25 protein-coding genes are annotated in these 26,385 nt (G+C 61.3%); 11 read left to right on the top strand and 14 right to left on the bottom strand.

The annotated features are described in order from the left end of the window. Nucleotides 1-40 precede the first annotated feature (40 nt). From CFE428DRAFT_RS09240 to CFE428DRAFT_RS09230, 3 genes are all read left to right on the top strand, one after another. Nucleotides 41-424 carry a four helix bundle protein gene (locus CFE428DRAFT_RS09240; RefSeq protein ID WP_042724682.1) on the top strand — a complete coding sequence of 128 codons (384 nt, stop codon included), beginning with the start codon at nt 41-43 and terminating at the stop codon, nt 422-424. A 157-nt stretch (nt 425-581) separates the two neighbouring features. Beyond that, entirely contained in the window at nt 582-1,937 is a 1,356-nt protein-coding gene (locus CFE428DRAFT_RS09235; protein ID WP_006979250.1) for a DUF1501 domain-containing protein, read from the top strand. A 147-nt stretch (nt 1,938-2,084) separates the two neighbouring features. After that, the gene (locus CFE428DRAFT_RS09230) at nt 2,085-2,402 is read left to right on the top strand and encodes an EF-hand domain-containing protein (RefSeq protein WP_083805059.1); all 318 of its coding nucleotides are present in this window, start codon (nt 2,085-2,087) and stop codon (nt 2,400-2,402) included. Nucleotides 2,403-2,574: 172 nt separating this feature from the next. Here CFE428DRAFT_RS09230 and CFE428DRAFT_RS09225 read toward each other — a convergent pair whose 3' ends face one another. The 5 genes from CFE428DRAFT_RS09225 to CFE428DRAFT_RS09210 all read right to left on the bottom strand — a co-directional run bounded on the left by CFE428DRAFT_RS09225 (nt 2,575) and on the right by CFE428DRAFT_RS09210 (nt 12,134). Further along, nucleotides 2,575-5,679: a c-type cytochrome gene (locus tag CFE428DRAFT_RS09225; RefSeq protein WP_006979248.1), complete on the bottom strand. Its 3,105-nt coding sequence runs from the start codon at nt 5,677-5,679 to the stop codon at nt 2,575-2,577. Between the two features lie 43 nt (nt 5,680-5,722). Next, nucleotides 5,723-6,853, bottom strand: a complete 1,131-nt coding sequence (locus CFE428DRAFT_RS09220) for a DUF1501 domain-containing protein (RefSeq protein WP_006979247.1) — start codon at nt 6,851-6,853, stop codon at nt 5,723-5,725. Nucleotides 6,854-6,866: 13 nt separating this feature from the next. Then, nucleotides 6,867-7,163: a DUF1501 domain-containing protein gene (locus tag CFE428DRAFT_RS40370; protein WP_006979246.1), complete on the bottom strand. Its 297-nt coding sequence runs from the start codon at nt 7,161-7,163 to the stop codon at nt 6,867-6,869. Nucleotides 7,164-7,169: 6 nt separating this feature from the next. Then, nucleotides 7,170-11,240, bottom strand: coding sequence for a DUF1553 domain-containing protein (locus CFE428DRAFT_RS33315; protein WP_049975595.1), 4,071 nt, complete (start codon nt 11,238-11,240; stop codon nt 7,170-7,172). Nucleotides 11,241-11,327: 87 nt separating this feature from the next. Further along, nucleotides 11,328-12,134 carry an IclR family transcriptional regulator gene (locus CFE428DRAFT_RS09210; RefSeq protein ID WP_006979244.1) on the bottom strand — a complete coding sequence of 269 codons (807 nt, stop codon included), beginning with the start codon at nt 12,132-12,134 and terminating at the stop codon, nt 11,328-11,330. A 313-nt stretch (nt 12,135-12,447) separates the two neighbouring features. Here CFE428DRAFT_RS09210 and CFE428DRAFT_RS09205 point away from each other — a divergent pair, with 313 nt between their 5' ends. The 3 genes from CFE428DRAFT_RS09205 (at nt 12,448) to CFE428DRAFT_RS37150 (ending at nt 14,180) form a co-directional block, all read left to right on the top strand. Further along, nucleotides 12,448-13,335: a beta-propeller domain-containing protein gene (locus CFE428DRAFT_RS09205; protein ID WP_006979242.1), complete on the top strand. Its 888-nt coding sequence runs from the start codon at nt 12,448-12,450 to the stop codon at nt 13,333-13,335. A 48-nt stretch (nt 13,336-13,383) separates the two neighbouring features. Then, a complete protein-coding gene (locus tag CFE428DRAFT_RS09200) occupies nt 13,384-13,851 on the top strand; it encodes a hypothetical protein (protein WP_042724681.1) in 468 nt (155 codons plus the stop codon). A 113-nt stretch (nt 13,852-13,964) separates the two neighbouring features. Beyond that, nucleotides 13,965-14,180: a hypothetical protein gene (locus CFE428DRAFT_RS37150; RefSeq protein WP_006979240.1), complete on the top strand. Its 216-nt coding sequence runs from the start codon at nt 13,965-13,967 to the stop codon at nt 14,178-14,180. 50 nt (nt 14,181-14,230) lie between these two features. Here CFE428DRAFT_RS37150 and CFE428DRAFT_RS09195 read toward each other — a convergent pair whose 3' ends face one another. From CFE428DRAFT_RS09195 to CFE428DRAFT_RS37145, 6 genes are all read right to left on the bottom strand, one after another. Continuing rightward, nucleotides 14,231-14,689 carry an arsenate reductase ArsC gene (locus CFE428DRAFT_RS09195; RefSeq protein WP_006979239.1) on the bottom strand — a complete coding sequence of 153 codons (459 nt, stop codon included), beginning with the start codon at nt 14,687-14,689 and terminating at the stop codon, nt 14,231-14,233. Nucleotides 14,690-14,714: 25 nt separating this feature from the next. Then, a complete protein-coding gene (locus tag CFE428DRAFT_RS09190) occupies nt 14,715-15,173 on the bottom strand; it encodes a DUF6428 family protein (protein ID WP_006979238.1) in 459 nt (152 codons plus the stop codon). Then, nucleotides 15,170-15,847: an MIP/aquaporin family protein gene (locus CFE428DRAFT_RS09185; RefSeq protein WP_006979237.1), complete on the bottom strand. Its 678-nt coding sequence runs from the start codon at nt 15,845-15,847 to the stop codon at nt 15,170-15,172. The genes CFE428DRAFT_RS09190 and CFE428DRAFT_RS09185 overlap by 4 nt, the downstream gene beginning before the upstream one ends. 5 nt (nt 15,848-15,852) lie before the next feature. Next, complete coding sequence (locus CFE428DRAFT_RS09180) at nt 15,853-16,200, bottom strand: ArsR/SmtB family transcription factor (RefSeq protein ID WP_006979236.1); 348 nt, start codon at nt 16,198-16,200, stop codon at nt 15,853-15,855. A 124-nt stretch (nt 16,201-16,324) separates the two neighbouring features. Next, entirely contained in the window at nt 16,325-16,645 is a 321-nt protein-coding gene (locus tag CFE428DRAFT_RS09175) for an ArsR/SmtB family transcription factor (protein ID WP_006979235.1), read from the bottom strand. 48 nt (nt 16,646-16,693) lie between these two features. Next, nucleotides 16,694-16,939, bottom strand: coding sequence for a hypothetical protein (locus CFE428DRAFT_RS37145; protein ID WP_131989660.1), 246 nt, complete (start codon nt 16,937-16,939; stop codon nt 16,694-16,696). A gap of 168 nt (nt 16,940-17,107) precedes the next feature. Between CFE428DRAFT_RS37145 and CFE428DRAFT_RS09170 the strand changes: the two genes are divergently transcribed. Further along, a complete protein-coding gene (locus CFE428DRAFT_RS09170; RefSeq protein WP_006979234.1) occupies nt 17,108-19,621 on the top strand; it encodes a molybdopterin-containing oxidoreductase family protein in 2,514 nt (837 codons plus the stop codon). A gap of 8 nt (nt 19,622-19,629) precedes the next feature. On the opposite strand, the gene CFE428DRAFT_RS09165 is transcribed toward CFE428DRAFT_RS09170, so the two are convergent. Continuing rightward, a complete protein-coding gene (locus CFE428DRAFT_RS09165; RefSeq protein ID WP_006979233.1) occupies nt 19,630-20,097 on the bottom strand; it encodes a GNAT family acetyltransferase in 468 nt (155 codons plus the stop codon). A 233-nt stretch (nt 20,098-20,330) separates the two neighbouring features. On the opposite strand from CFE428DRAFT_RS09165, the gene CFE428DRAFT_RS09160 reads away from it, so the two are divergent. Then, on the top strand, nt 20,331-21,236 hold the full coding sequence (locus CFE428DRAFT_RS09160) for a phosphatase domain-containing putative toxin (protein ID WP_006979232.1): 906 nt from the start codon (nt 20,331-20,333) through the stop codon (nt 21,234-21,236). Between the two features lie 107 nt (nt 21,237-21,343). Here CFE428DRAFT_RS09160 and CFE428DRAFT_RS09155 read toward each other — a convergent pair whose 3' ends face one another. Further along, a complete protein-coding gene (locus CFE428DRAFT_RS09155) occupies nt 21,344-22,192 on the bottom strand; it encodes a PP2C family protein-serine/threonine phosphatase (protein ID WP_157447468.1) in 849 nt (282 codons plus the stop codon). 256 nt (nt 22,193-22,448) lie between these two features. Here CFE428DRAFT_RS09155 and CFE428DRAFT_RS09150 point away from each other — a divergent pair, with 256 nt between their 5' ends. From CFE428DRAFT_RS09150 to CFE428DRAFT_RS09140, 3 genes are all read left to right on the top strand, one after another. Beyond that, nucleotides 22,449-23,357 carry a serine O-acetyltransferase gene (locus CFE428DRAFT_RS09150; RefSeq protein ID WP_006979230.1) on the top strand — a complete coding sequence of 303 codons (909 nt, stop codon included), beginning with the start codon at nt 22,449-22,451 and terminating at the stop codon, nt 23,355-23,357. 16 nt (nt 23,358-23,373) lie between these two features. Beyond that, on the top strand, nt 23,374-23,859 hold the full coding sequence (locus tag CFE428DRAFT_RS09145; RefSeq protein WP_042724678.1) for a hypothetical protein: 486 nt from the start codon (nt 23,374-23,376) through the stop codon (nt 23,857-23,859). A gap of 119 nt (nt 23,860-23,978) precedes the next feature. Continuing rightward, on the top strand, nt 23,979-25,727 hold the full coding sequence (locus tag CFE428DRAFT_RS09140) for a SprT-like domain-containing protein (RefSeq protein WP_006979228.1): 1,749 nt from the start codon (nt 23,979-23,981) through the stop codon (nt 25,725-25,727). A 78-nt stretch (nt 25,728-25,805) separates the two neighbouring features. Here CFE428DRAFT_RS09140 and CFE428DRAFT_RS09130 read toward each other — a convergent pair whose 3' ends face one another. Then, nucleotides 25,806-26,270, bottom strand: coding sequence for a Spy/CpxP family protein refolding chaperone (locus tag CFE428DRAFT_RS09130; protein WP_006979227.1), 465 nt, complete (start codon nt 26,268-26,270; stop codon nt 25,806-25,808). Between the last annotated feature and the right edge of the window lie 115 nt (nt 26,271-26,385).

Raw genomic sequence — 26,385 nt, 5'->3', positions numbered from 1 at the left:
GCAATCGGAATTCGGGATTGGCGAGATACTATCTCGGAATATGAATGATCTTAAGCAACGTACAAAACAATTCGGTCTTCGTGTAATTCGGTTGACGCAAAGTCTTCCTAAAAATCGGGAGGCCGATGTCATCGGTAGACAGCTTTTGCGTTCGGCGACTTCGGTCGGCGCGAATTATCGAGCGGCATGTCGTGGACGGAGTGCTGCCGAGTTTCAGGCAAAACTCGGCATTGTCGAAGAAGAGTCCGACGAGTCCGCATACTGGATCGAAATGCTCATCGAGGCAGGATTGGTAAAGGCGAAGCGGTGCGATGCTCTGCTCGCCGAGGCCAATGAACTCACCGCGATCGTCGTCTCGTCGATCAAGACGTCCCGCCGCAACGGACCTAAATCGCCCAGCAAATCCAGCCGCGCCGCGCGATGAAAAGCCATTCCGCAATCCACAATCCGAATTCCACATTTTCGTCGCACCGGAATTAAACATCCACGCAAACCAACCCATCCCCGCTATGAGGACTCATTCCGCATTCCGCACTCCACATTCCGCACTTCCCTATGACTGCCGTGGCGTCATGCCGCGAATGATGACCCGGCGCGATTTGCTCCGCACCGTTTCCGCTGGCTTTGGTTGGCTTGCCTTGAAAGGCATGATGGCGGGCGCGGCGGAGAGCAGCACCAATCCCCTGGCGAAAAAGGAGCCAAACTTCCCCCCGCGGGCCAAGCGCGTGATTTTCCTCTGCATGCAGGGCGGGCCAGCGCACATGGATACCTTCGACTACAAGCCGAAGCTCAATGCGGACAACGGACGGCCCGGCGTGGCGAAAGGCGGGGGCTCGCATCTCTTCGGTTCGCCGTTCAAATTCGATCAGCACGGGCAGAGCGGGCTGGCGATTTCGGAGCTGTTCTCGAAAGTCGCGGAGCACGCGGATGACTTGTGTCTGCTCCGCGGGATGCACACCGACATTCCAAATCACGCGCAGGCCTTCGTGGAGTTGCACACCGGCAGCGCGCAATTTGTGCGGCCGAGCATGGGGGCGTGGATGCTCTATGGCCTCGGCACCGAGAATGAAAATCTCCCAGGCTTTGTCACGGTGAGCCCCCCGCTGCAATTCGGCGCGGTGAATTACGGCAGTTCGTTTTTGCCGGCGGTATTTCAGGGCACGCGCATCGGCGCCCAGCGCGAGGAAGGAACGACGGCGGCGATTGGCAATTTGCGGAATCCGGATCTGCCGACGGACCTGCAACGCAAGCAACTCGATCTCGTGCAGGCGATGAATCGCGAACTGCTGAACTCGACGTCGAATCCCGAGGTCGAGGGCGTGATCGAGTCGTACGAACTGGCGTTTCGCATGCAGGGCGAATTGCCGAAGGTAATGGACCTCTCGAAGGAATCGCCGGCGACGTTGGCGATGTATGGCATCGGCGCCGGGCCGACGAATGATTTCGGCCGGCAATGTCTCATGGCGCGGCGGCTCGCGGAGGCGGGCGTGCGGTTTATCGAGGTCTGCCACGGCGGATGGGACCACCACACCAATCTGCACACCCGGATGGTGGGCAGCGCGGGGGCGACGGATCAACCGATCGCGGCGCTGCTCACGGACCTGAAACAGCGTGGGCTGTTGAAGGATACGATCGTCATGTGGGGCGGCGAATTTGGCCGCACCCCGGACAGCCGAAAGCCGGACGGGCGCGATCACAATGCGAAGGGTTACACGATGTGGCTGGCCGGTGGCGGAGTGAAGGGCGGCCTGAGCTACGGGGCGACGGATGATTACGGCTATCGGGCGGTGGAGAATCCGATTCACGTGCACGACCTGCACGCCACGTTACTCGCGCTGCTAGGGCTTGATCACGAGAAACTTACGTATCGCTATGCCGGTCGCGACTTCCGCCTCACCGACGTGCACGGCGCGGTGGCGAAGGGCATTTTCGCCTAAATCCGTGAGGTCCAAATTTCTCCGCGCAACTCCCGTCGAAACCCACTGTTAAAGCACTTCCCCAGCTTTGGCCACACGACGAAATGAGTCGGCTGAGGATAACCAAAACAAACAACCACAAATCCACGTAACCACATGAAATCAATCATGCCTCTCCTGGCCGTTCTTGCGATCGGCAGCACCCTCGCTCTGGCGGACGACAAACCGGCAGCCCCCGCGGCTGGCAGCGCTGACGCCACGACGACGCCCGCCAAGCCGAAGCGCGACCCGGCCGAAAGCTTCAAAAAGCTCGACACGAACGGGGACGGAAAGCTGACCCTCGAAGAATTCCTGGCCGGCCCGCAGGGCAAGAAGGACCCGGACAAGGCCAAGGCCTATTTCCAGAAGATCGACAAGGACAACACCGGCTCGATCACGCTCGAGCAGTGGGTCGCGGCCCACAGCGGCGGCAAGAAGAACAAGTAACCGCCCCGCGGTCTCACTCGTAATTTCGCTCATGGGCGCCACATCCGAAAGGGTGTGGCGCTTTGCTGTCGAGGCTTCTCCTATAATTCCTATTCGTCCTATTCCTCCCATCCGAGGCAATAGGACAGATGGGAAGAATAGGAGTTATAGAATTCCGGATCTAAGGAGCGCCTTACCTGGCGAAAGCCTTGTCGTTCGGGTTGCCGCCGGACTGGATGTAGGCGAGCAGGTCGAGCAGTTCGTCCTTGTTGAGGCCGTTGATGAGGCCGACGGGCATCATCGAGACGGGATACGGCTTGCGCGCCTTGACGTCCCTGGCATTCACCGGCGTGAGGGTTTCCGGGGCGAGCGCGCTGGTCATGACGAAGAGTTTCTCGTTCTCCTCGACGACCACGCGGCCGATGACGGTGCTGCCATCCTTCAACTCGAGCTGGTCGGTGCCGTATTGATCGCTGATGACTTTCGACGGCTCGATGATGTTCTCGAGCAGATCACGCAGCGTGTAGCGATTACCCGCGCCGGAGATATCGGGACCGATGTTGCCGCCTTCACCATTGAAGTGATGGCAGCGGATGCACAGCGTGGAGGTGAACATCGCCTTGCCCTGCTCGAAGTTGCGGCCGTGCAGGCCGCCTTGGGCGAACGCGACGGCTTCGTCGACGGAGTAATTGCGACCGGGGCCCTTGGGCATCACGATATTCGCCGGGGGCGCGGGCGGCGCCTGCTTCGAGAGCGCATCGAGCGAAGCGTGCTCGGCATCGGGGACGAAGTTCGCCAGCGACTCGGTGCGCATGTTCTCGAGGAACTTCGTGAAGCTGTTGCCGCCATGCCAACCGCGCGTCCGCGAGAACCAGGTGAAGTAGGCCTTGCGTAGCGCCGGGGTCCAGCCGACATGCGCATCGCGCAGTGCATAGACGTAGGCGATCGCCTGGCGGTTCGGACGGCTGTCGCCGACAGCATTGACGCCGTGAGCGTAGCCTTCATTGCGGGCAAGCAGGCCTTCGGTGGCGATGGCGCCGCCGTAATCCGGCGTGGTGTCGAGCAGCGGCACCGTCTTGGCTACGACACTCGTGGAGTCGAGGAAGACGAGCAGCGAAACCAGTTCCCGATTCATCAGCGCATCGGTCTGCGGAAAGAGCGGGTCGAACTTCGCGGCCAGCGGCGCGCAGATGTCCGGGCCGGGTTTGCCGAGGCGCGTGAAGCACAACTCGTAAGCGCGCAAGAGCGCCATCTGCTGGGCTTTGTCGAGCTTCTTGAAATCAAGGCGCCCGAGCGCTTCGAGCACGCTCTTTTGCAAGGCGGCGTCCTCGGGCAAGGTCGCGACCACGGGACCGGACGACGTACCTTTCTTCAGCGCCTCCTCGGTCTCGAGTTCCGTTGCGTGTTTGCTGCAGCCCATGCGGGAGAGCGCGATCAGCGCCTCGATCGAGCCCCACGGATCACGCTCAGCCAACGCGCGGTCCTTCCACTTCGCCACGGGTTGATGCTCGATGGCGACGCGCGCCGCCCAGCGAATGTAACGATCCGGACTCGCGAGATGCGGCCATGCTTTGTCGATCGCTTCCGGACCGACACCCTCCACGTGCAACTTCTCGAGCTCCCGCCGCGTCTTCGCCTCCGGCGTCGGCGGCAACGCGAGGACCGGCGCGGTGCTTTCACTGCCGGTGTAAGTCACCCGGAACAGGGCCGACTGCGTCTTGCGTCCGCCGACCGTGAAATAGAGCGCGCCATCCTGCGGGCGGATGACCACGTCCGTCAGCGGCAGCGGTTTGCCAGCGACGAACTCCTCCTTCTCCGCGCGGAAAGTCGCACCATCCGGAATGTAATGGATCGCGTAGAGCGTGCCGTAGGTCCAGTCGAGCGCGAACATGGCGCGCTGATATTTCGCCGGGAATTTCGCGCCGGTGCCAAAGACCATGCCCGTCGGCGAACCGGGACCGATGTCGAGCACCGCGGGCAGCGAGTCCTCATAATAAGCCGGCATTCGATTAGCTCCGCTGCGCCAGCCGAAGTCGCCGCCGCTGACGATGTGGTTGATGCGCGTCGGCACATACCACGGCGAACCCATGTCCCACTCCATGTCGGAGTCGTAGGTGAAGAGCTCGCCATTCGTGTCGAAGGCCATGTCGAAGTGATTGCGGAACCCGAAGGCAATGATCTCGGCGTTCTTGCCATCGAAATCGAGCTTGCAGGTGTAGCCGCCCGGCGCGAGCAGGGCTTTGCCGAAGCCGTTGGCGTCCCACAGGCGCGGCAGCAAGTTATCCTCCTGCCAGGCCACGGGCCGCGTCGTTTCGCCGCCCTCGGGGAACTTGGTGAAATTGCCGGCGCAGATGTAGATCGATTTGCCATCCGGGCCGAGGACGATCGAGTGCGGGCCATGCTCGCCGCCGCCTTGAATGTGACGCAGCAATTCCGGCGTCTCAAAGGCATCGGCCGCCGCGTTGTATTTCAAACGATAGAGACCGGCCTCATGCGAGTTCGACGCCTTCGTCTCGTTGACCATCACGTAGAGAGCGTTGTTGGCGAAGAGCAGTCCGTGCGCGCCGCCGATCTGCGTCGCGAGCGGTTCGACCTTCGCTTCCCCGCTTTGTCCGATCGGCGGCGGGGTGATGCGGTAAATTCCGCCGTATTGATCGCTGGCCAGGAGCCGCCCCTTGGGATCGACCGTCAGCGCGACCCACGAGCCCTGCTCTTCCTTCGGCACGGTGTAAAGCAGCTCGACCTTGAAGCCAGGTGCCACGGTCAGCGACGCTGGGTCGGCTATGGCCGTTTTCGGCGTGCGATCGAAGATCGCGCCCCACGGCTTGGCGCCGTACTTGGCAATGACGAGGACTGGGTGAAAATCCGTGGTCCCCGGCTTGGCGGTCTCCCAGTCAGGTCCGGTCTCGACCAGTTGCTTTTTGCCATCCGCCGTCTCGATGGTCAGCGAGGCGAGCAACGCCGCGGCGCCTTCGCGGTTGCGGCCTTCGATGACGAGTTCGTTTTCTCCCGGATGCAAATTCTTCGCCACATTGCCACGCACCGGCTCGTTCCAATCGAGATTCTCCAGTACAGTCTTTCCATTGAGCGTGGCCGTCGCCGCGTTGTCGCAGGTTAGGGCGAGGGTGGCTGATTTGATCTCGCCGGTGATCGTGAATTTCTTGCGAAAGATCTCCTTCTCCTTGTCGTAGGCCCTTTGCTGGCTCCAGATCCACTGCGGCTCCGCGTGCAAGACCAGTGACGGGAAGAGGGCGCCCAGCAGCGCGGCAAGGATGATTGGGGAACGGGAGACTTTCATGTGGAGGGAATGATTCTGCGGGGAGGAAATGCTTAGCCTCGAGCTACGTCACAATCTCTTTGAGCACATTCCCGTGCACATCGGTAAGCCGGAAGTCCCGGCCGCCGAAACGGTAGGTGAGCTTCTCGTGATCGATGCCGAGCAGATACAGCACCGTGGCGTAGTAGTCGTAGAACGAGGAGATTTTCTCGACGGCATAATAGCCGAGATCGTCAGTCGCACCGAAGGCGGTGCCGCCGCGCACGCCGCCGCCGGCGATCCACGCGCTGAAGCCGAAAGGATTGTGGTCGCGGCCGTCGCTGCCTTGCGAGAAGGGCGTGCGGCCGAACTCTCCGGTAAAGAGGATGAGCGTGTCTTCGAAAAGCCCGCGCTGCTTGAGATCGGTCATGAGCGCGGCGATCGGTTGATCAACCTGCCGGGCCATCGCCCCGTGGCCTTCCAGGATTTTCCCGTGTTGGTCCCACGGGTTCGGCGGACCACCGGCGCCGATCCCCGAACTGATGCAACTCAATTCCACGAAGCGCACGCCGCGCTCGATCAACCGGCGCGCCACGAGAGCCTGCCGCCCGTAAGACTCCATCAGCGGATCGCCGGAACCCAGCCCATACATTTTCTTCGTCGCCTCGCTCTCGCCGCGGATGTCGCAAAGTTCCGGCACCGCAGTCTGCATGCGGTAAGCCGTCTCGTAATTTTTGATCGCCGCTTCGACTTGCGGCTCCGCGGCCTCGCGCAGGAATCGATCGTCCATGCTTTTGATGAAACTCAGCCGCTGACGTTGGGTCGCATCGGTCTCGTGCGGCTTGATGTTGGGCAGCGCCTCGTCGCCATCCGCTTTCAGAATCGAAGCCTGATACTGGCCGGGAAGATAACCATTACTGAAAACACCGACGCCGCCGTGCGGTGGGACCGCCGCGCCGCTCTGGAGGACGATGAAGCCGGGCAGGTCTTTATTCTCGGTGCCGAGGCCGTAGCTGATCCACGCGCCGGCGCTCGGGTGTCCCATGAAGGAAAAACCGGTGTGCGCGAAGTAATTGCCCTGCGCGTGCTCGTTGACCTTGCTGGTCATCGAACGAATCACCGCCAGGCTATCTGCGTGCTGCGCGATGTGCGGGAAGAGTTCGCTGATCTCCAGGCCGCTCTGTCCGCGAGGCTTGAACTCCCACGGCGAGGCCATGATGTTGCCGTTGTTATTGAACCATCGTCGGCTTCACCGGCACGGGCATCGGCTGGCCGTTGCGCTTGGCGAGTTCGGGCTTCGGGTCGAAGGAATCGACGTGCGACACGCCGCCGCTCATGTAGCAAAAGATGACCCGCTTGGCCCGCGGCTTGAAGTGCGGCCCCGGCGGTTTCGCGTCGGGCGAGATCGCGCCGTAACCCTGGTCAGCGAGAAGACCGGAGAGGGCGATGGAACCGAAACCGAGCGAGCAACGCTGGAGCATGGCGCGGCGGGTCAGCGGCGTACGGAAGTAGGGTGAGGGGTTCATGGCGGTTCAGCGGAGGTAGATGAATTCCTTGAGATTGAAGAGCGACTGCGCGAAGTCCTCCCACACAGGGGCGCTGCCGAGCAGTTCCTCCGGGCGGATCTTGTGATCGACGACGAGTTCGTTGAGATATTCGGTGGCGGCGGCGAGCTCGTGGTCATCCGCGGGGCGGGCAAAGGCGGCGATGAACATACGATTGATGCGCGTGGTGGCGCAGTCGCTACTGTCCTGCACGAGAGCGGTCGCCCAGCGCTTGGCCTGGGCGATGACGAAAGGCGAATTGAGCATGGTCAGCGATTGCGCGGGCACGTTGGTCGCGTCGCGGCGACCGAGCGTGGTGAAGGGCCGCGGTGCATCGAAGACTTGCAGGAAGGGATTCAGAAACGTGCGGCGGACCGGCAGATAGATGCTGCGGCGCGACGAGTTGATGTCGGCGGGCTTGCCGAACATTTTGTCATCGAGCACCCCGGCATCAACGAGGAGCGAGTCGCGAATGGACTCGGCCTCGATTCGGCGCACCCGCATGTGCGAGAGCCAGTCATTCGAGGGATCGCTGGCCAGCGCCTTGGCGGAAGGCTCGCTGTCCATGCCGAAGGCGCGCGTGGTCACGAGATAGCGGATCATGTCTTTCATCGACCAGCCATGCTCGACGAAACGCGCGGCGAGATAGTCGAGCAATTCGGGGTGCGTGGGCTTTTCGCCGAGGCGACCGAAGTTATCGACTGTCGCGACGATGCCGCGGCCGTAGAGCCAGTGCCAGATGCGGTTGACCATCACCCGCGCAGTCAGCGGATTCTGCGGATTGGCGATGGCATCAGCGAGCTCGCGGCGGCCGCTGAGCGAGGTGTGATACGGCTGGCCGCCGAAGACTTCGAGGTAGCGGCGCGGCACGGGTTCGCCGGGCTTGAGATGATCGCCTCGGGGCAGGAAAGGCGCGTCGTAAGCGGCGGTCTCGAGGACGCCGGGGGCATGGTGCAATTGCGGCACGCCGGCATCGAGTTGGCGATACTGCGTCACGAGCGGACGGACGGCAGCGAGCTCGGTGAGCGTGGTCGGCAGCACGCCACGATGCACAAGTCCATCGAGGAACAGGCGCTGCGCTTCGGTGAGTTGATCGTTGCGCCAGGCCTGAACAGCCTCGGCAATGGCCCGGCTGTAGGTCTGGGCGAGCTCGGTCGCGGATTTTGGCGCGGGGCCATCGAGTAGCGGAGCCAGCGCGGAGTCCTCTTCCTGCGGGACGCTTTTGCCATCGTTAAAAACGACTTGATCCACGCCGAAAGAAGATGGCTCGTCTTGCCGCGAGTTCGGCTTCTCTTTCTTGTCGGTCAGCGGACGCGTGAGGTCTTCGTGCGTGGCGAACTCGATGTAGGCATAGCTGCCCTTGCGATAAGCCGTGTCCAACCGCACCCAGCCCGGCTCGCTCTTTTCGAGGATGGCCTTGGGGAAGATCGGATTATTCGGCAGCGGATAGTTATCGACGATCACGCGGACCATTGCGCCGCCAGCGCCGAAAGCGCGCACACTGATGCTATCGCTCTCGATCTTGAAGCGCGGCGAAGTGAGAATGCCGGTGTGCTTTTCCGACAAGCGATCAGTGAACGCGCCGCCGGGCTCGAGGCCGGCGAGCACACGATCCCCGCTCGGTTCGATTGAGAATTCACCGGCGGCCAGCGGCTTCGGGGTGAGGCCGGGGCCGTATGGAAACCACTTCGCATAATCCGCCCCAGCGAGATTCCAGGCGGTTTTGAATTGCTCGCGATTCGTTTTGCGCGCTTCCGCGAGTTTCGCGCGCAACGGATCGGTCAGCTTCTGCCAGACGGCCGGCAGGTCGGCATCGCGCACATTCTCCAGTTTCGCCCAGAGATGCAGCGGGTTGCTGGCATTCGTCGCCGCGTCCGCCATCGCCTGAGCCCAGATTTGGGCAGCGGGATTGGCGGTCGATTCCGCGCGCAATTTTTCGATTTGCGCGGTGAGCGAGGCACGTTGCTGGCGTTGCTCGGGAGAAAGCGCCGCGGTGATTTGCTCCGGCGTGATCACTGGGCCCGCGCCCGCATGGTAGGAAGCGGCCACTTCTTCCGCCGTCAGGGCGCGATCATACAACCGCGCTTCCTCGATCTCCCCGGCGAAGAATCCACTGCCCGCACCCTTGTGCCGCAGGCCGAGCAGGACTCTTGCGTTGCCCGCTTCGAATTTCTTCATCTCCGCTTTCGTGTAGCTGTGCCCGTAAGGCACGCCATTGCGATACATCGCGATACTATTGTCCGCGCCGTAGACGAGCGCCATGTGGACCAACTCGCCGGGCTTCGCCGTCTCCTCGGTACCGCCGACATTTTCACTACGCAGGCCGAAGTTGCTGCCGGGATACCAGCGCCGCGGTTCGCGCTCCGCGAAAACGATGGAGTCAAAGCCGTGCACATCGGTACTCTCGACACTGACCACGCCGCCGCCGCGCTGATCCAGCGTCGCTGGCGAGACCCAGGCCTCGAGCGTCTTCGCCTCGAGGTTCATCGGCAGTTGGTCGGTGCGGAAATAGGCGCCCTTGCCATCGAGGATGAGTCGGCCATTGCGAATCTCCGCGCCGCCTTCGAGGTGCCCGTTGAGACGACCGAAAGTATCGTTTGCGCCGTTCTCAAAACTCCAGGCCGCAAACGGCGAGGGCAATTTCTCCGCCTTGGCCGGCGACGCGCCACGATGGTTGAGCGCCTGTCGCGCACTCCATTCGAGATCGGCGACCTGCTGTTCGAGATCGCGAATCTTTCCGGCCACCGCGCGCGACTTCTCCGCCTGCGCCGAGGCATCGCGCAACCGCGATGCCACTTGATCGGCAGACTTGAGCCAGGCATCGGCCAGCGCGGATTTGATCTCCGCGTGCACATGCTCGAGGGCGTCGCGATTCGTCGCCTGCACCGCGGGTGAATCAATGGTGACCTGCGCCGGACGGCAGCTCGCGAAGATGCCAAAGAGCGCGTAATAGTCGTGCTGGCTGATGGCGTCGAACTTGTGATCGTGGCAACGCGCACACGCCACGGTGAGCCCCTGGAAAGCCTTGCTCACCACGTCGATCTGGTTGTCCACCACCTTGACTTCATCGTCGAGTGTGTCGACCGGCTGGAAGCCGTGCTCGACGAGACGATATTGGGCGATCCCGAGCATCGATTGATTGATGCCATCGGGGCTGATCCGCGGATGCGCGAGCAGATCGCCCGCCAGGTTTTCGCGAATGAGTTGATCGACCGGCACATCCTGATTCAGCGCGCTGATCATGTAATCACGATAGCGCCACGCCTCGCGAATTTCCGGGTCGCCCTCGCTGCCGTGCGTCTCCGCGTAGCGCACCAGGTCGAGCCAATGCCGCGCCCAATGCTCGCCAAAGTGCGGCGAAGCCAGCAGGCGATCGGTGGCTTTGCGGATCGCCGCCATTCGGTCGCTGGAGGCTTCGCCCACAAAGGCCTCCACTTCCTCCGGAGTCGGCGGCAGGCCGGTAAGAGCGAACGTAAGGCGGCGAATGAACGTGCGCGGATCGGCATCCTTCGCCGGCGTGAGATCGTGCTCCTCCATCTTCGCGAGGAGAAATCGATCGACGGGATTGGACGACCACGCGGCATCTTTCACCGCCGGCACCACGGGCTTCTGCACCGGCTGCAGCGACCACCACGTGCGGCGCGCGGCCAGCAATTCGGCCCACTTCGGTTTGCCGGCCACTTCCTTGGGCGGTTCGTCGCGCGGATCGGGCGCGCCCATGTTCACCCACTTCTCGAAATCGGCGATTACCTTCGAGTCGAGCTTCGGCGATTTCGCCGGCATCTTGAGATCGGGATCCTCATGGCGGATTGATTTGATCAGCAGGCTCTTCGCCGCATCGCCGGGGACGATGTCATCGCCATTGTCGCCGCCCTTTTGCCAGCCGCCACGATAGTCGAGCCGCAGACCGCCCTTGTGTTTGATGGCGTTGTGGCACTCGTTGCATTCCGCCGAGAGGATGGGACGGATTTTGTTTTCGAAAAATTCGCGGCCCTCCGGTGTGATGGGAGCGTCGGCGGCGTGGCAGGACAGTGCCAGGAGCCAGGTAAAGAGAGCCAAGTGTCCCGCTGCCCAACGCAGATGGTGTCGCCACTTGGCTCTTGGCTCCTGGCTCCTGGCACTGAAGGTTTCGTGTGGACGCATACGCTATTCCTCAAACCGCCGGGCCGCGGCGCTGGCTTCCTTGATGATCAAATGGCCGATCTCCTCGAACCGCGTCGCAGGGATCCGCGTGGCGGGACCGGCGATGGTGATTGCAGCGATGGTCTGGCCGTGGCGATCGAGCAGCGGCGCCGCGACGCAATGAATGCCATCGAAGTGCTCGCCACAATCGAGCGCGTAACCGCCGGCGCGCACCCGCTCCAGTTCCACGAGCAGCGCCTCGCGGCTGAGGATCGTGCGCTCGGTGTGCTTCTCGAATTTCAACTGCGGCAGCACGGCGTCGAGCACGTCGTCAGGCAGGAAGGCGAGGATCGCCTTGCCCGGCGCGCAACAGTGAATCGGCACGCGTGAACCGAGGTCGACGATGTATTTGAAAGGATGGAGCGAGGGCAGTTGCTCGATCATCACGCAATCCGCTTCCGCCAGGCAGCAGAGCTGGGTCGTCTCGCCCGTCGCGGCGAGGATGCGGCGCATGGGCTCGATCGCACATTCCACGAGGCTGCGGCTGCCGGAATGCGGTTGACCGAGGAGCAGGAGCTTTTGCGTCACGGCGTAGCGCTTGGTCTTCTCGTCGCGGCGGATGTAGCCGAGTTCCTCCAGCGCGCCGGCAAGGCGGAACACCGAGGCAATGGAGATGTCGAGTTGGGCTCCCAGTTCGGAAAGCGTCGCGCCATCGGGCAGTCCGGCGAGAAATTCCAGCATCGAAAGCCCCCGTTGCAGGGCGGGCACTTGCAGGGCATTGTCGCCGACCGCTGGCTCGGTCTTGGGGCGCTTCTGGGAGGGGATTTTCATAGGCGAAAAGCTTTCTGTATATGAAAATCAGCCTTCGCGCAAATTCTTAGAAGGCGGCGAATCGATGCGCCATTTTCTCCTCGCGGTCATTCTTGGTTGTTGGAAAAGTGCTGAGCGGATTGCTCCGGTGGTCAGTTGGCGGAGCACGCAGTCGAAGAAACCGGCGGCTTTACCAGCGACGGAATCCGGTAAAGCAGCCGGACCCTTCGACCGCATGGTAGACTTTAACTTTCATTTCCCAAGACTGGACGCCCTCCGTGGTTTTCATCACAACAACCCGCCCCCAAGTTTTCCGCCTGTCCCCCTCCCTTCCATGAAACTCCGCCTCACCCTCTTCTTCGCCGCTTTCTCCCTCGCCTCCGCCGCCTTCGCCGGGCCGCGTTTTCTCAACTGCGATTACAACGGCGGGCACGTGAGCATCGTCGCCGCCGATGGCTCGATCGAGTGGCAGGTCGACGCCAAGAATCCGCAGGACTGCTGGATGCTGCCGAATGGAAACGTCCTCTTTGCCTATCTCAATGGGGCGAAAGAGATGACCAAGGACAAGCAGGTGGTGTGGGAATACAAGGCGCCGGAAAAAATCGAGTGCCATGCCGCGCAACCGTTGCCGAATGGCAATGTGCTCATCGTGGAAGGCGGCACGAGCCGGATCATCGAGGTCGACCGCCAGGGGAAAATCGCCAAGGAGATCAAGCTCACGACCACGACGGAGAAGATGCACAATCAATTCCGCGGCACGCGCAAGACGCCGGAGGGCCACTATCTGGTGTGCTTCAAGGGCGAGGGCAAAGTCGTGGAGCTCGACGGCGACGGCAAGGTGCTGCGCGAGGTGAAAGTGCCGGGCGACCCGCATGAAGTCGTCCTCCTGCCGAACAAGAACTGGCTCATCGATTGCGGCGACGGACACAAGGTCGAGGAAGTCGACCCGAGCGACAAAGTCGTGTGGGAGCTCAACGAAAACGATCTGCCCGGCAATCCGCTCCGGCTCATGGCGGGCTGCCAGCGCCTGCCCAATGGCAACACCCTCTTCTGCGTCTATCTCGGCCACGGCCACATCGGCGAGCAGCCGATGGTCATCGAAGTCACGCGGGACAAAAAGGTCGTGTGGGAATTCGCCGACCACGCACATTTCAAGACGATCAACCAGGTGCAATCGCTGGATGTGCCGGGCGATGTGACCAAGGGGGAAATCCTCCGGTAATCAACCGGAGAGCGCTGCTTCGTCAGCGTCTAAAAAGGCGGCACGGGGTTGACGGCTTTCCTCGTCTATCTCTTTCTTTCTGACGACACCATGCAATCGCAAATCACAATCGACGCCATCCTGCAGCCATGGGTTACCGGCAAGGGTCTCAGCGTTCGGTTCCGAGATGCGTTCGCCTTGGACCGGAACATCCCGATCACGGACGACGTTGGGAATAGTTATCTCATTTATGTAGCGCCGGCGATCGATGCCCATCACCTTGTCTCCATTGGGCTCACGATCTTTCCCGCGCCGATGCAAACTGTGAAGCCCGGTCTAAAAGGAGTGCGGTTTCCTCTGGAAAACGTCACGCTTCCGGAACTTTCCACCGCTCTCGATGCCCTATGGGAACGCATCCACCAGATCATCGCGGAACTCCAAACGAAGCGACCACGCCAGCTCCACGGCTTATTGGCTATTGGTTTAACGGCTTCACGGATTACGACCGGCAGTTTCCACATCCTCGCATCCTCATAAGACCCAACTGGATCAGTCCTGACGAGAAGATCGCCTTACTCCACTATCTGCGATCTTCGCCTGAGTTTGAGGTTTATCGAGGACTTTCATGTTGCCGCTTCGATTGCGGCGACGTGGGACATCGCGAGTATTGGGACGGCGTGTGGGCCTGGCCCGAGGGATTATCCCACTACGTCGAGTGTCACGACGTCATGCTACCCGAGGAGTTTGTCCAGCACGCCCTGACGCACCCGATTCTTACGGCGCTGCGTCCTCCGGAAGATCGGCCATGCGACATTGAATACTGGCTCGGATGGACGGATCGCTACCGTTCTGCGGAGCCGACTTAGGCTGATTTCACGGAAGAGAGCCTCTCTCCTCTTGGAGGTCTCAAAGATGATTACGCGACGCTTTCGCAGAGATCGGGCTGCGAGCAGACGGCCGGACACCACTCGCGGATTTGGTTGGCGATCAAATTGCGCACTTCGACCGTGCGCAGGACGCGCTCCTCCCAACTTCCCGTGAAGCTGCTCGGGTCCGGAAAACTCCAGTGGATGCGTTTGGCCGCGCTCGGAAAGATCGGGCAACGCTCGCCACTGGTTTCATCGCAGACCGTGATGACATAGGCGAAATGCTCGGCATTCTTGAACTTTTCAAAAACGCTCTTGGTTTCCGCCTGGGAAATATCGACGCCCATGAGCTTCATCGCTTCCACGGCCAGCGGGTTTAGCTTTCCCGGTTCCAGCCCCGCGCTCTGAGCTTCCAATTGATTTCCGCAGAGATGGTTGAGCAGGGCCTCGGCCATTTGGCTCCGGGCACTGTTATGAATGCAGACGAAGAGGACTTTTGGTTTGGTCATAGGTGTTTGGGAAATGATCGCGCGTTCAGCAGCAGCCTCCGGTACCACAGCAACTGCTCTCCTGGTTCGCATTGGGCAGGCAAAACTCCTTCGCAAGGCAGTCGGTGTTCTTGGTGCTGAGATGGAAGATGAGTGCGCCCCCGGCGCTGCTCGCCGCTTCCACCGGAAACTGGGAGATGAGTCCGTCCTGATATTCGATTTCCACGTCGAGGTCTTCGTCTCCAAGAATGGGCGCCGCCTTTTCGATGATCGCCGCAAGTTTGCCGGGCAGGAGGCGATGGTCCGTGTCATCCGCCACCCAGGCCTGCAGGGAGCAATGAGCGGTGCGGCGCACGGTGCCGCCGCAGTCGACAAAAGCTTTGTCAACCCGCCCCACCTCGGTGATGTGAGCATGCGCCTCGATCGCGCCGCCATCCGGCAGCGCGAAGCGCAACTGGTCATTGGGCGTGCGTTGCAGGTGGGATTTGAACTCGGATAATTTCATGGGTTCGATGGTTTGATGGCGGATTGGCAGCACTCCCCGGTTTGCACGGCGCAGCACGTCGGCACGGCAATGAGCGCGCCGAGAATGGGTGCGAGAAGATAGACCCAAAGATGCTCGAGATGACCGCTGACCAGCGCGGGCGCCAGCGATCGGGCGGGATTCATGGATGCGCCGGAGATGGGACCGGCAAACATCGCCTCCAGCGCAATCACCGAACCCACGGCGATCCCCGCGGTGATGCCTTTCTCCTTCGCCCCGGTAGATACGCACAGGATCACGAACATGAGAATAGCCGTGAGGACGATTTCCAGGATGAACGATTGCATCGCCGAACCGGCGGGCAGCGTGGTCCCGAGAGTCGGATCGGCGGGAAAAAGCACCCGCAACAAGCCGCTGGCAGCAAGCGCGCCCACACATTGGCTCGCGACGTAGGGCAACACGCCGCTCACAGGAAAGCGACGGGCCACGGCAAAGCCGATTGTCACCGCCGGGTTGAGATGCGCGCCCGAGACATCGCCCACCGTATAGATCATCGCCAGGACGATGAGCCCAAAGGTAAACGCCACGCCCACATGGGTGATGGAGCCATGCGAAGCGGCATCGATGACGATGGCCCCCGTCCCAGCAAAGACGAGGCAGAACGTGCCCACCGCTTCGGCAAAACAGGCTTTCATAAAAATCAGCAGCACACCCGCTTCAGCGCCGCCCGTTCACGGCGCAGGATTTCGTCCTTGGCCATCCAATCCCGGAGACCGTTCATCACATTGCGGGAAATGGGATCGCCCAACTCCGCCCAGGCGTAGTGCATCCATTTACCCTCGCGACGCGCCGCCACCAGGCCGGCGCGCTTCAAGTAGGCGAGATGCCGGGAAACTTTGGGCTGCACCAGTTTCAGCACATCGCTGAGAAAGCAAACGCACACCTCGCCCTCGGAGAGCAAGCTCAACAGGCGCAGCCGGGTGGGATCGGAAAGTGCCTTGAAGATCGGCGGAAGTTCCCGCAGGCGGGTGGACGAGGGCTGACGCATACGGTCATGCATATATATGCATGACCGTATGTGTCACGTGAAAACTGAATCCACCCAGGCATCATATCGCTTTGCAGGGCTGCGATCTATTCCACTACTTCCGCGAACTTCCCACCGCATCCCGCTAATCCGGCAACTGATCGAAGCGGAAGCTGCAGCAGCCGAAATCGAGCACGTGATTCTCCTTCTTCAGGCGCTCGCGGAATTCCTTCACGATGAAGTATTCGCGGCGGGTGCCTTCGGGGTGCATGTCCACGATGCCCGCCTGCTTCAACACACGCAGGTGCTTCGAGACGTTGTATTGCGAGAGACTGAGTTCGTCGGCGAGGTCATTGACCCCGTGCTCCTTGGGCAGCAGGGCTTTCACGATCCGCATGCGGGAGCGATCAGAAAGGGCTTTGAGAATATCGACGCAGTCCGTCTTCGGCGGATCCGTTTTCGGCATGCGCGAAATGTGCACGAGGCCGCAAGTTTCCTCGATGAAAAATGTCACCTATTTTCTGAAAACTGAATATTTATTCAGGCCAAACGCTTGCGCGGGAACGCCGGGGCATCCTACTCCGCGACTAACTGAATTTTCGTTCAGTCTAACTTTTTCGAAGGTCCGCCCGCCATCCCTGCCGCCAGAACCCACCTCGCGCCCAGTCAGTTCCGGAAGGATAACTTCGGGAGAGGTGATCAAAAAAAAATTCGTCCCGAAAAGCAATTCACCAAATTCTTTTACACCAAAACGATTCATCTAATATGCCTAGATGTGCATATAAGCAATAAGGCGATGATCCGGCCATTTCCTTCTGCGCATCCATCCCAAATCCCAACCCAACTCACCCGAGCCTTCGTTCCCGGTCAGAGCGTTTCCTGGACGATCAGGGCAACTTCGTCTTCACCTTCCAACCTCCCCCGCTCCATGAGCAACGAATCCTCGCAGCACCTTTCCCGGCGCAGTTTTCTCCGCGGTGGCGCGCTCGGCGCGGCCGCGGCCTCGACCTTCGGGCTCCGCACCGCGGAAACGCTGGCAGGACACGACGGCGAATACTCGAAGACGGCGCCGCCGCCGACGGGATTCGATTTCACCAAGGGTTCCGGCCAGCTCCAGCCGGACAAGATCGTTGATAGCGCCTGTCAATTCTGCAATTGCAACTGCCGGCTGAAGGTGCACGTCAAGGACGGGCGGGTCATTGACGTGCTCGGCGAGGACGCCGACCCGGTACAGGCCGGCGGCCTGTGTGTAAAAGCGGAGATGATGACCCAGCTCGTCTACAACCGCTTCCGGCTGACCAGGCCACTGAAGCGCGTGGGCGGCGAGAAGGGCTCGATGGATTCGAAATTCGAGCCGTGCTCGTGGGAGGAAGCGCTCGAGATCATCGCGAAGAAATTCCTCACCCTGCGCGATGCAGGCGATGCGAAGGCAATCGCCAACAAGACCTCGGGCCGTCTCCAGCGCGGCACGGGTTCGATCATCGGCCGCTTCTTCACCCTGCTCGGTTCGCCAAACGACACCGACGTGGGCCCCGTCTGCAACGACGCCGGCGGCGACGCGCTCGGCACGACCTTCGGCCTGGGCAATTTCACCAACGGCTACGGCAAGGACGAGAACACCGGCAAGGAAGACCTCGGCAGCGCCAGGTTCTTCCTCTTCCTCGGCACAAACCAGGCGGAGACGCAGCCGATGACGTTTGCCTACCTGCTGCGTGAGCGCCTGAAGACGAAGGCCAAACTCATCGTGATCGATCCGCGCCTCACGCCCACGGGTGCGCAGGCGGATGAATGGATCGCGCCGAAGCCGCACACCGATCTCGCCCTGGTGCTGGCGTTTCTCCAGCACATCATCGCGCAGAAGCTCTACGATGCAAAGCTTGTCGCGAAGTGGGTGCTCGGCTTCGACCAACTGAAGAAGCATCTGGCCGATCACGACTACACGCCGGAATGGGCGGAGAAGATCACTGGTGTGCCGGCGACGAAGATCAAGGCGATCGCGGAGGGTTACGCGAAGGCCAGGCCCGCGGCGATCTTCTGCAACGCGGGCATCTCGCATCAACTCGGCGCGTTCGATACCTATCGCACGCTGGCGTTTCTCGCGGCGATCACTGGCAACATCGGCGTGCACGGGGGCGGCTGCAATTTCATGCACAACACCTGGCCGGGCGGGCTGAACCTGCTACCGGTCATGGGCGAGACGCCGAAGAAAGATGGCGAGCTGCCGGTCGGCCCGGATTGGTTTGCGGAGTCGATCCTCCATTCGCGCCCGTATCAGCTCAAGGCCATCGTCACCGAGGGCAACCCGCTCATCGGCAGCGCGAATTCGAAGAAGGTGCAGGAAGCCTTCAAGAAGCTGGAGTTTTACGTCTTCACCGGGCTCTTCATGGAAGAGGCCGCGTATTACGCGGACGTGATCTTGCCGGTGGCGAGTGGCTTCGAGATGGACGGCGTCTATATGCGGCGCGATGACCGCGCGATCCGCTGGCAGCACGCCGCGGTGGCGCGCGTGGGCGAATCGAAGACGGATATCGAAATCTGGATCGATCTCGCCGCGGCCATGGCGAAGCTCGATACGAAGAACAAACCGGAGTATTGGACCGGCAACCTGCGCGCCGAGTGGAAGGATTTCGGGAAGCTCTGGGCGGAATTCGTGGCCCGCACGCCCGGCGTGGGCGGCATGAGCCAGACCCGCATGGAAAAGCGCGCCGAACCGCTCCGCTGGCCTTGCGCCAGCGAGAAGACCCCGGGCGTCTCCACGCTCTATCTCGATCATGCCTCCTGGTATCAGGCCGCCGAGGCGCTCGACCCGAAGAACAAAGGCAAGCGTTTCCTCACCGGGAGCGGCAAGGTGGAAATCTTCACCGCGGAGCTCGATCAGAAGCTCGTCGGCGCGGGCCATTCGGCGCTGCCAATTTTCTATACGCACCCGGAGGTCACGGGACAGAATCCGAGCATCGTCTACGAAGAGGAACTCGTACCGAACGCGATCAATCCCGGCAGTGTCACGCCGAATGTGACACTCGGCGGTCTCAGCGACGGCAAGGTGCATGAGCAATTCCCGCTCATGGGGATGTGCGGCCGAGCCAGCGTCGTACACTTCGCCGGCGTCACGCAGTGGACCTACTTCGGCAAGCAGATGAACGGCGTGCGCCTCGTGCAGATCCATCCGCGCACCGCGGAGAAATCCGGCGTTGCGCAGGGCGACAAGATCGTCATCGAAAGCCCGCGCGGCGCCATCACCGGCACCGCCACGCTCTGGGAAGGCATCCGCGAAGACACCATCTTCATTCCGAATAGCTTCGGCCCGGCGCAAGCCATGGGCGATGAATTCGGCCTCCCACGTTACGAAACCGCCAACACGCTCCTCGACGACCGCTACTTCGACAACCTCTCCGGCCAGCAAGCGTATAAGTGCTTCGCGGTACGGGTGCGGAAGGCGTAAGCGAACGCTCAGTGCGAATTGGTCACGTCCTCTTCGTACTCGACGACCAGCTCAAACGGCTGATCGGCCACCAGACGCCTGCTCATCGTGATCACCGGATCGCAGACGAAACCGAGCCGCTGATAGAAGGCGATGACGGATTGGTTGGAAGTCCGCACGCAGAGATTGATCTTCGGGCAACCGCAATCGTGCAGGATGGCTTCGACATGCTCGACGAGCGCCCGCCCGTAGCCATTGTGCTGATACTCCGGCGCCACCGCCAGATAGTTGATACTCCCGCGATGCCCATCGTAGCCCGCCATGACCGAGGCGACGATTTCCTCGCCCACGGTGCCGACCAGGAACAACTCGGGCGAGACCCACAATTTGCGTTCGATGTCGGCGCGCGGATTGTTTTGCGGCACGATCAGCCCGCAATGCATCCAAAGCTGGATGACCGCCAGTTCATCGGCCGGATGAAACTGTCGGATTACCATGACTGCACTCCTATTAAAATTGGGTTAAACATTGCGTTGCGAAAGAGCGCGGACCGGAGTGGCTGGCCACTTCCGGTCCCGACGAAGCGTGCATTATATGAACACGCCGCTCTCCGCAAAGCAGAACCCGCGCCGCGGCTCACCCTTTGACCAATCGTCATTTACCTCTGGCGAGACCGCTTACCCAGAGTAGGCGAGCTTGCACGGCGACGGGGCGATTCTACAGTCGCCCGATGTTCCCGCGCTTCGTCGCTTTTCTTCTCATTGCCGGTGTCGCGGTGTCCGCCTGCGCCGCCGATCCCGGGCAACCGGTGGAGACGCAAGCGCTGCACAATGTCTTCAAGCTCGATACGGAACTCTACTCCGGAAATGCGCCGGAGGATGATGCAGGGTTTCGCGAACTGGCGAAGCTGGGGATCAAGACGATCGTGACTGTGGATGGGACGAAGCCGAACGTCGCACTCGCGCATCGCTATGGCATGCGTTACGTGCACCTGCCTTTCGGTTACGATGGCCTGCCGCAGAAGCGCGGCGTGGAACTCGCGAAAGCGGTGCAGGTCGCGGAAGCGGAAGGACCGGTCTACTTGCATTGCCACCACGGAAAGCACCGCGCGCCGACTGCGGCCGCGGTGGTGTGCGAGGCTCTCGACGGCTGGAGCAAGGAGAAGGCGATCGACTTTCTCCACCAGGCGGGAACGGCGCCGGATTACGCGGGACTGTATCGGGACGTAAAGGCGTTCCGTCCACCGGCCGCGGCAGAACTGGCGGGCATGCGCGCCGATTTTCCCGAGATCGCGAAGACGCCGCCGATGGTGGATACGATGGTGGCGATCGACCAGCACTGCGATGCGCTCAAGGCCGCGCAGAAGGCCGGCTGGAGCCAGGTGCCCGGGCATCCCGGCGAGGCCCCCGCGCAAACCGCGGTCCTCATGTGGGAACTCTTCCGCGAACTGGCGCGCGATCCGGAGACGAAGCAGCGCGGCGAAGATTACCTGGCGAAACTGGCCGAAGGTGAGAAAGCGGCGGATGCCTTGCGTACCGTTCTAGCCGATGCGACGCAGGACGGCCCCACACGCGACGCCGCCTTTCAACACGTGACGGAGGCTTGCGCCGTCTGTCACAAGGCGCATCGGAATTGAGAAGCAGCGCGACTCTTAATCCTTATTCTTTAATCCTTAATCGTTAATCTCTCCGCAAACCCCAAGCAACGAAGAGGGATTAAAGATTAACGATCAAGGATTAACGATTAAGAACGCTCAATCTCTACCACTGCCAGCGTAATATTATCCACGCCGCCAGCGTTCATCGCGCGTTGGAAGAGCGATGTCGCGGCACGTTCGGCGCGCTTCTCATCACAGAGAACCTCGAGGATCTCCGGGCTGTGCAGCATGTCCGTCAGCCCGTCGCTGCAGATGAGGAAGCGGGCCTTCTCTTCGATATGGAGCTGATGGATATGCGTGTGAATCTCGATCACTTCCTCGCGGCCACCGATGGCCTGAGTGAGCGCATGCAAAAACCCGGGACGCGGGCCGTCGTAGGGCTGGAGCAAACCGACATCGATGAGGTCCTCGGCCTCGGAATCGTCGCGGGTGATTTGCACCAGCTTCTCGCCATCCTGCCGGTAGACCCGCGAGTCACCGACGTTGAAAGCGAAAAGTCCGCGACCTCCGCAACCAATGCCGGCCACCGTGGCGCCCATGGCGGCAAGTTCGCTCACCGTCTGGCCACGTTCACAAAAATCCCGGTTCAACTTGCGCAACGTATCGGCCACGGAAACGGGCGTGACGCGGGAGCATTGGGCCAGCGCTTCCACAACTTCCTTGCTGGCTTCGGCGCCGCCGCGATGGCCGCCAATGCCATCGGATACCGCCACGATCCACGGCCCGGTGGCGATGTCGATCTTCGCCGGCGCTTCGGTGCTGCCGCCAAAAAATTTGCTCCCGGCTAGCAGGGAATCTTCATTCACCCGGCGCACGCGACCGGTATGACAAATCCACGCTCCCCGTGCGGTATACCGATGCGCCACGTGTTCATCGACCGGCGACTTCTTCGCACCGGAGAAACGCGTAGGGACAGGGGGGGCGGTAAGATTCATGTGTTCTTTAGGGGGGTGGGCAGAGGCTTTCGACTTCGGCACGCCGATATAGTGGCCCGGTTCTGTAGCAACTTTCAAGTCTTCGTCTGCAAATGCACGAAAGAGAAAGGGCAGCGCCATAAGGAGGGGTGGCTTCTTGCGTTCATCGCAAGCCAGCGAAAAAGTGGTCGCACGGGAATTACGAGGGCGTTCAAATGGACACCATCTTGGACTCGTGCATTGCGCCTTTATTCAAAGAGCGATAGTTCAGAAAGCGATGGATCACGACCTGGCCAGCATTACCGAGAAAATCCTCGCCTCCTACCAGGCGGGCGCGGGCATGAACAATATCGACGGCTCGAATCTGCCCTCGAAGCGCGCCCTGGCCACGATCTGCGAAGACTTGCTCCAGCTCCTCTTCCCCGGGTTTCACGACCAGGAGCCGATCCACTCGCGCGACCTGCGCCGGGTGACCGGCCACCGCATCTACTCCATCGCCGAGCGTCTGGGCGAGGAGGTGTGCAAGAGCCTGCGGCTCAGCGAACCGGAATGCCCGAAAGCTCGCGCCGAAGCGATGGTCGCCGATTTCCTGAACACGCTTCCCTTCGCTCGGCAGCAATTGCAGACGGATATCGAAGCGGCGTATTCCGGTGATCCCGCGGCCTTGAGCTACGATGAGATCATTCTCTCGTATCCCTACCTGGAGGCCATCGCCATCCAGCGTTGCGCGCACTTGCTCTATTGCCACCAGCTTCCGCTCATCCCGCGCATGATGACGGAGTGGGCGCACTCGCGCACCGGCATCGACATTCATCCCGGCGCGCATATCAAGTCGCACTTCTTCATCGACCACGGCACCGGCGTGGTCATCGGCGAGACCTCGGTCATCGGCCATCACGTGAAGATGTATCAAGGTGTGTCGCTCGTCGCGCGCTCGCTCTCCGGCGGCCAGGCGCTGAAAGGCAAGAAACGGCATCCCACCGTCGAGGATCACGTCACCATCTACGCCGGCACGACGATCATCGGCGGCGATACCGTGATCGGCGAAGGTTCGACGATCGGCGCGAATGTCTTTCTCACCCACAGCGTCCCGCCGCGCTCACTCGTCTTCTACGAAGAGAATCAGCTCCGCATTTTCGACAAGGACAAGAAAGCGGCGGAATTTGTCGGAGATTGGGTGATTTGATTCTCACTCCATTTTCTTGGACGTGCTGAGGTTAATTGCGGCCACCGCCATTGCCATCGTGTTTTGCGCCTGTCTCGCGCTCCGCCTAGGAATCTGGGCGGGAATTCCTTTCTTCAAACGCTTGTCCGACCGGATGGAAACGCGAAAGAGGAATGATGAAAAACGATATTCGATCCGCTTCGATGCTGAGCGGATCAGCATCGTTAATCACCGCATTTCGCACCCCCGGCCGATAAACATCAAGTGGTCTGAAATTGAGCGCCTCATCGTTTTTAAGCGCGACTTGTTCGCGGTCGATTTGATCTGCTTGAGTATCGAATTTCAGGACGGTCGCTGCCTCGAATTGGACGAGGACATGGATGGTTGGAAACCCTTCATCGCGGCGATGCCGGCGTACTTGATCGGCTGCAGAAAACTCGACGAATGGTTTTCCGCAGTGGCGTCGCCGGCCTTTGCTACCAACCCGACGGAGATTTTCCGGCGTGAGGCTGCGATGGAGTGAGATGCAAACGCCGCGTAAAATAAAGGAAACGCAAGTCGCGGACGAAAATTTTCCGTGAATTGTTCGGTTGCTTGCATCAGCGCTTGGTACGAATAAAGAAACCCGCCGCAAATTTCCGCATGATCTATCTCGATTACAACGCAACGACACCGCTCGCGCCCGAAGCGCTGGCGGAGATGCGTCCGTATCTCGAGCGACACTTTGGCAATCCATCGAGCATTCATGCGGCGGGACGCGAGGCGCGCGCGGCGATCGATGATGCGCGTGATCGTCTGGCACGATTGCTCGGCGCGAAGCCGCACGAAATCATTTTCACCGGCGGCGGCACGGAGGCGGATAATCTCGCGGTGATCGGTCTGGCGCGAGCGCAGGCCTCGCGCGGCAGGCATGTGATTTCCTGCACGACCGAGCATCACGCGGTGCTGCACGCGTGTGAGCATTTGCAAAAGAAGGAAGGCTTTCGCATAACGTGGCTGCCGGTCGACGCGGGTGGTCGCGTGCGTCCGCAGGACGTGGCGGATGCGATCACGCCCGAGACGACGCTCGTGTCCATCATGACGGCGAACAACGAAACCGGTACCACCCAGCCGATCCGCGAGATCAGCGCGATCTGCCGCGAGCGCGGTGTCCTTTTGCACAGCGACGCGATTCAATCTTTCGGCAAGGAACCGCTCGATACGCGCGAGTTCGATGCACTCTCACTCGCCGCGCATAAGTTTTACGGCCCCAAGGGTGCGGGCGCATTGTATCTGCGCACCGGCTTGTCAATCGAACGATTGCAACACGGCGGCTCGCATGAAAACGAGCGCCGGCCCGGCACGGAGAATACCGCGGCGATCGTCGGCATGACGCGCGCGGCGGAACTCGCGCTGGCCACGATGGAGAGCGAACGTCCGCGGCAGGCGGCGCTGCGCGATCAGCTTTGGGACGGCATTCGCGAGGCGTTGCCGACGGCGGTGCGCAACGGCGATCCCGAGCACTGCCTCGCCAATACTTTGAACGTGAGCTTCCCCGGTCTCGACGGCGAGGGGTTGCTCATCAATCTCGATCTCGCAGGCATCTGCGCCTCGAGCGGCTCCGCCTGCATGGTCGGCTCGATCATGCCCTCGCACGTGCTGCTGCGCCATGGGTGTGGCGCCGGAACTCGCGCGCTCGACCGTTCGCTTTTCACTCGGCAAGGAAAACACCACAAACGAAATCACTACTACGATCGCCCGCCTGCCAGCGATCTTCTCCCGCCTGCAAACTGCCACCGCATGAGTCTTGGACGCCAATTCGACTATCTCACCCGTTTAATCTCGACCCGGCACAAGAAGCCTCTCCCCCTAGAAAAACAACCTGAGCTACCAGCGACACCGAACCGTGATGCCGCGATGGAAGCCAAAGCCCGCGAATTATTACGGGATGTAGATTGCCCGACGCTCTCGCAGCGGGTGATCGTGCGCTGGAATCCGCGCATGCGCAGCACCGCGGGCACGGCGCTGGTGTCGAAGTCATTGATCACGCTCAACCCGCGTCTCCGGGCATTTGGTGAAGTCGAAGTGGACCGCACGCTGCGGCACGAACTCGCGCATTTGCTCGCGCATCATCGCGCGGGACGCCGGCACATCGATCCCCACGGTCCCGAGTGGCAGCAGGCCTGCCGCGATCTTGGCCTGCACGATGAGAAGCGCTGCCATACGCTCGCCCTGCCCCGCCGGGAACTGGCCGCCCGGCATTTCTATCGCTGCCCCGCATGCACTCAGGAGATCAAGCGCGTGCGACCTTTCGGTCGCAAGACGGCGTGCCTCGATTGTTGCCGCCGGCACAATCGCGGGCAATACGACGAGCGGTTCCGCTTTTTAAAAGTCCCCGGGCCGGCGAAGTAGAGTTTCACCAAAGCAGAACCGGGCGGCATGTCCCGTGACACACCGCCCGGTTGCTAAAGGCAATGGATGCTTCGTGGCCTACTTCGGAGCCCCGGCGCCATTACCGTTGCCACGGGCAGCGCGACGCTTCTCCATCATCTCCTGGAATTTCGCCTTCTGGTCGGGCGTCAGCACCGCGACGATCTCTTCCATCTGGTTTTTGATCAGTTCGCGGAATTTGGCTTTGTCGTCGTCCGTCAGGTTCTCGCGACCCTTGGCCATGAGTTCTTTCATCTGCGGGGCGTCTTTTTCATAGATCGCCTTGATCTTGTCCTGCTGCTCCTGCGAGAGGCCCAGCTCTTCGGTCATGCGCTTCAGGCGCTCCTCAGGAGTCATGCGGGCACCGCCTCCTTTGCCAGCGGCAGGGGCCTTGGAGCTATCGGCGGGCGCTTTGTCGCCGCCCGGTGGCTTGGGTGGAACGGCGGCATCATCCGCCCGGAGGAGGGACGGCACAGCGCAGAGACTGGCCACGGCAAGGGAGAGAACAGCGAGATGCTTTTTCATTGTGGCACAGGAACCCCTGCCCCGACACAGAGTTGCGCGTTTGTTTAAAGAAACCGGCCGGGCAACTTCGCGATTTCACGAGGTCTCTCCTTAAAAAAGAAAGAGGACACGGCTT

Source organism: Chthoniobacter flavus Ellin428, from assembly GCF_000173075.1.
GTDB classification, from domain to species: Bacteria; Verrucomicrobiota; Verrucomicrobiia; order Chthoniobacterales; family Chthoniobacteraceae; genus Chthoniobacter; species Chthoniobacter flavus.
This window is presented reverse-complemented; position numbering and strand designations above follow the sequence as displayed.

What these genes read in the sequence shown, in the direction of transcription:
- CFE428DRAFT_RS09240 (WP_042724682.1), top strand. Translation starts at nt 41, where the DNA reads ATGAATGATCTTAAGCAACGTACAAAACAATTCGGTCTTCGTGTAATT.
- CFE428DRAFT_RS09235 (WP_006979250.1), top strand. Translation starts at nt 582, where the DNA reads ATGATGACCCGGCGCGATTTGCTCCGCACCGTTTCCGCTGGCTTTGGT.
- CFE428DRAFT_RS09230 (WP_083805059.1), top strand. Translation starts at nt 2,085, where the DNA reads ATGCCTCTCCTGGCCGTTCTTGCGATCGGCAGCACCCTCGCTCTGGCG.
- CFE428DRAFT_RS09225 (WP_006979248.1), bottom strand. Translation starts at nt 5,679, where the DNA reads ATGAAAGTCTCCCGTTCCCCAATCATCCTTGCCGCGCTGCTGGGCGCC.
- CFE428DRAFT_RS09220 (WP_006979247.1), bottom strand. Translation starts at nt 6,853, where the DNA reads ATGGCCTCGCCGTGGGAGTTCAAGCCTCGCGGACAGAGCGGCCTGGAG.
- CFE428DRAFT_RS40370 (WP_006979246.1), bottom strand. Translation starts at nt 7,163, where the DNA reads ATGAACCCCTCACCCTACTTCCGTACGCCGCTGACCCGCCGCGCCATG.
- CFE428DRAFT_RS09210 (WP_006979244.1), bottom strand. Translation starts at nt 12,134, where the DNA reads ATGAAAATCCCCTCCCAGAAGCGCCCCAAGACCGAGCCAGCGGTCGGC.
- CFE428DRAFT_RS09205 (WP_006979242.1), top strand. Translation starts at nt 12,448, where the DNA reads ATGAAACTCCGCCTCACCCTCTTCTTCGCCGCTTTCTCCCTCGCCTCC.
- CFE428DRAFT_RS09195 (WP_006979239.1), bottom strand. Translation starts at nt 14,689, where the DNA reads ATGACCAAACCAAAAGTCCTCTTCGTCTGCATTCATAACAGTGCCCGG.
- CFE428DRAFT_RS09190 (WP_006979238.1), bottom strand. Translation starts at nt 15,173, where the DNA reads ATGAAATTATCCGAGTTCAAATCCCACCTGCAACGCACGCCCAATGAC.
- CFE428DRAFT_RS09185 (WP_006979237.1), bottom strand. Translation starts at nt 15,847, where the DNA reads ATGAAAGCCTGTTTTGCCGAAGCGGTGGGCACGTTCTGCCTCGTCTTT.
- CFE428DRAFT_RS09180 (WP_006979236.1), bottom strand. Translation starts at nt 16,200, where the DNA reads ATGCGTCAGCCCTCGTCCACCCGCCTGCGGGAACTTCCGCCGATCTTC.
- CFE428DRAFT_RS09175 (WP_006979235.1), bottom strand. Translation starts at nt 16,645, where the DNA reads ATGCCGAAAACGGATCCGCCGAAGACGGACTGCGTCGATATTCTCAAA.
- CFE428DRAFT_RS37145 (WP_131989660.1), bottom strand. Translation starts at nt 16,939, where the DNA reads ATGAATCGTTTTGGTGTAAAAGAATTTGGTGAATTGCTTTTCGGGACG.
- CFE428DRAFT_RS09170 (WP_006979234.1), top strand. Translation starts at nt 17,108, where the DNA reads ATGAGCAACGAATCCTCGCAGCACCTTTCCCGGCGCAGTTTTCTCCGC.
- CFE428DRAFT_RS09165 (WP_006979233.1), bottom strand. Translation starts at nt 20,097, where the DNA reads ATGGTAATCCGACAGTTTCATCCGGCCGATGAACTGGCGGTCATCCAG.
- CFE428DRAFT_RS09160 (WP_006979232.1), top strand. Translation starts at nt 20,331, where the DNA reads ATGTTCCCGCGCTTCGTCGCTTTTCTTCTCATTGCCGGTGTCGCGGTG.
- CFE428DRAFT_RS09155 (WP_157447468.1), bottom strand. Translation starts at nt 22,192, where the DNA reads ATGAATCTTACCGCCCCCCCTGTCCCTACGCGTTTCTCCGGTGCGAAG.
- CFE428DRAFT_RS09150 (WP_006979230.1), top strand. Translation starts at nt 22,449, where the DNA reads ATGGATCACGACCTGGCCAGCATTACCGAGAAAATCCTCGCCTCCTAC.
- CFE428DRAFT_RS09140 (WP_006979228.1), top strand. Translation starts at nt 23,979, where the DNA reads ATGATCTATCTCGATTACAACGCAACGACACCGCTCGCGCCCGAAGCG.
- CFE428DRAFT_RS09130 (WP_006979227.1), bottom strand. Translation starts at nt 26,270, where the DNA reads ATGAAAAAGCATCTCGCTGTTCTCTCCCTTGCCGTGGCCAGTCTCTGC.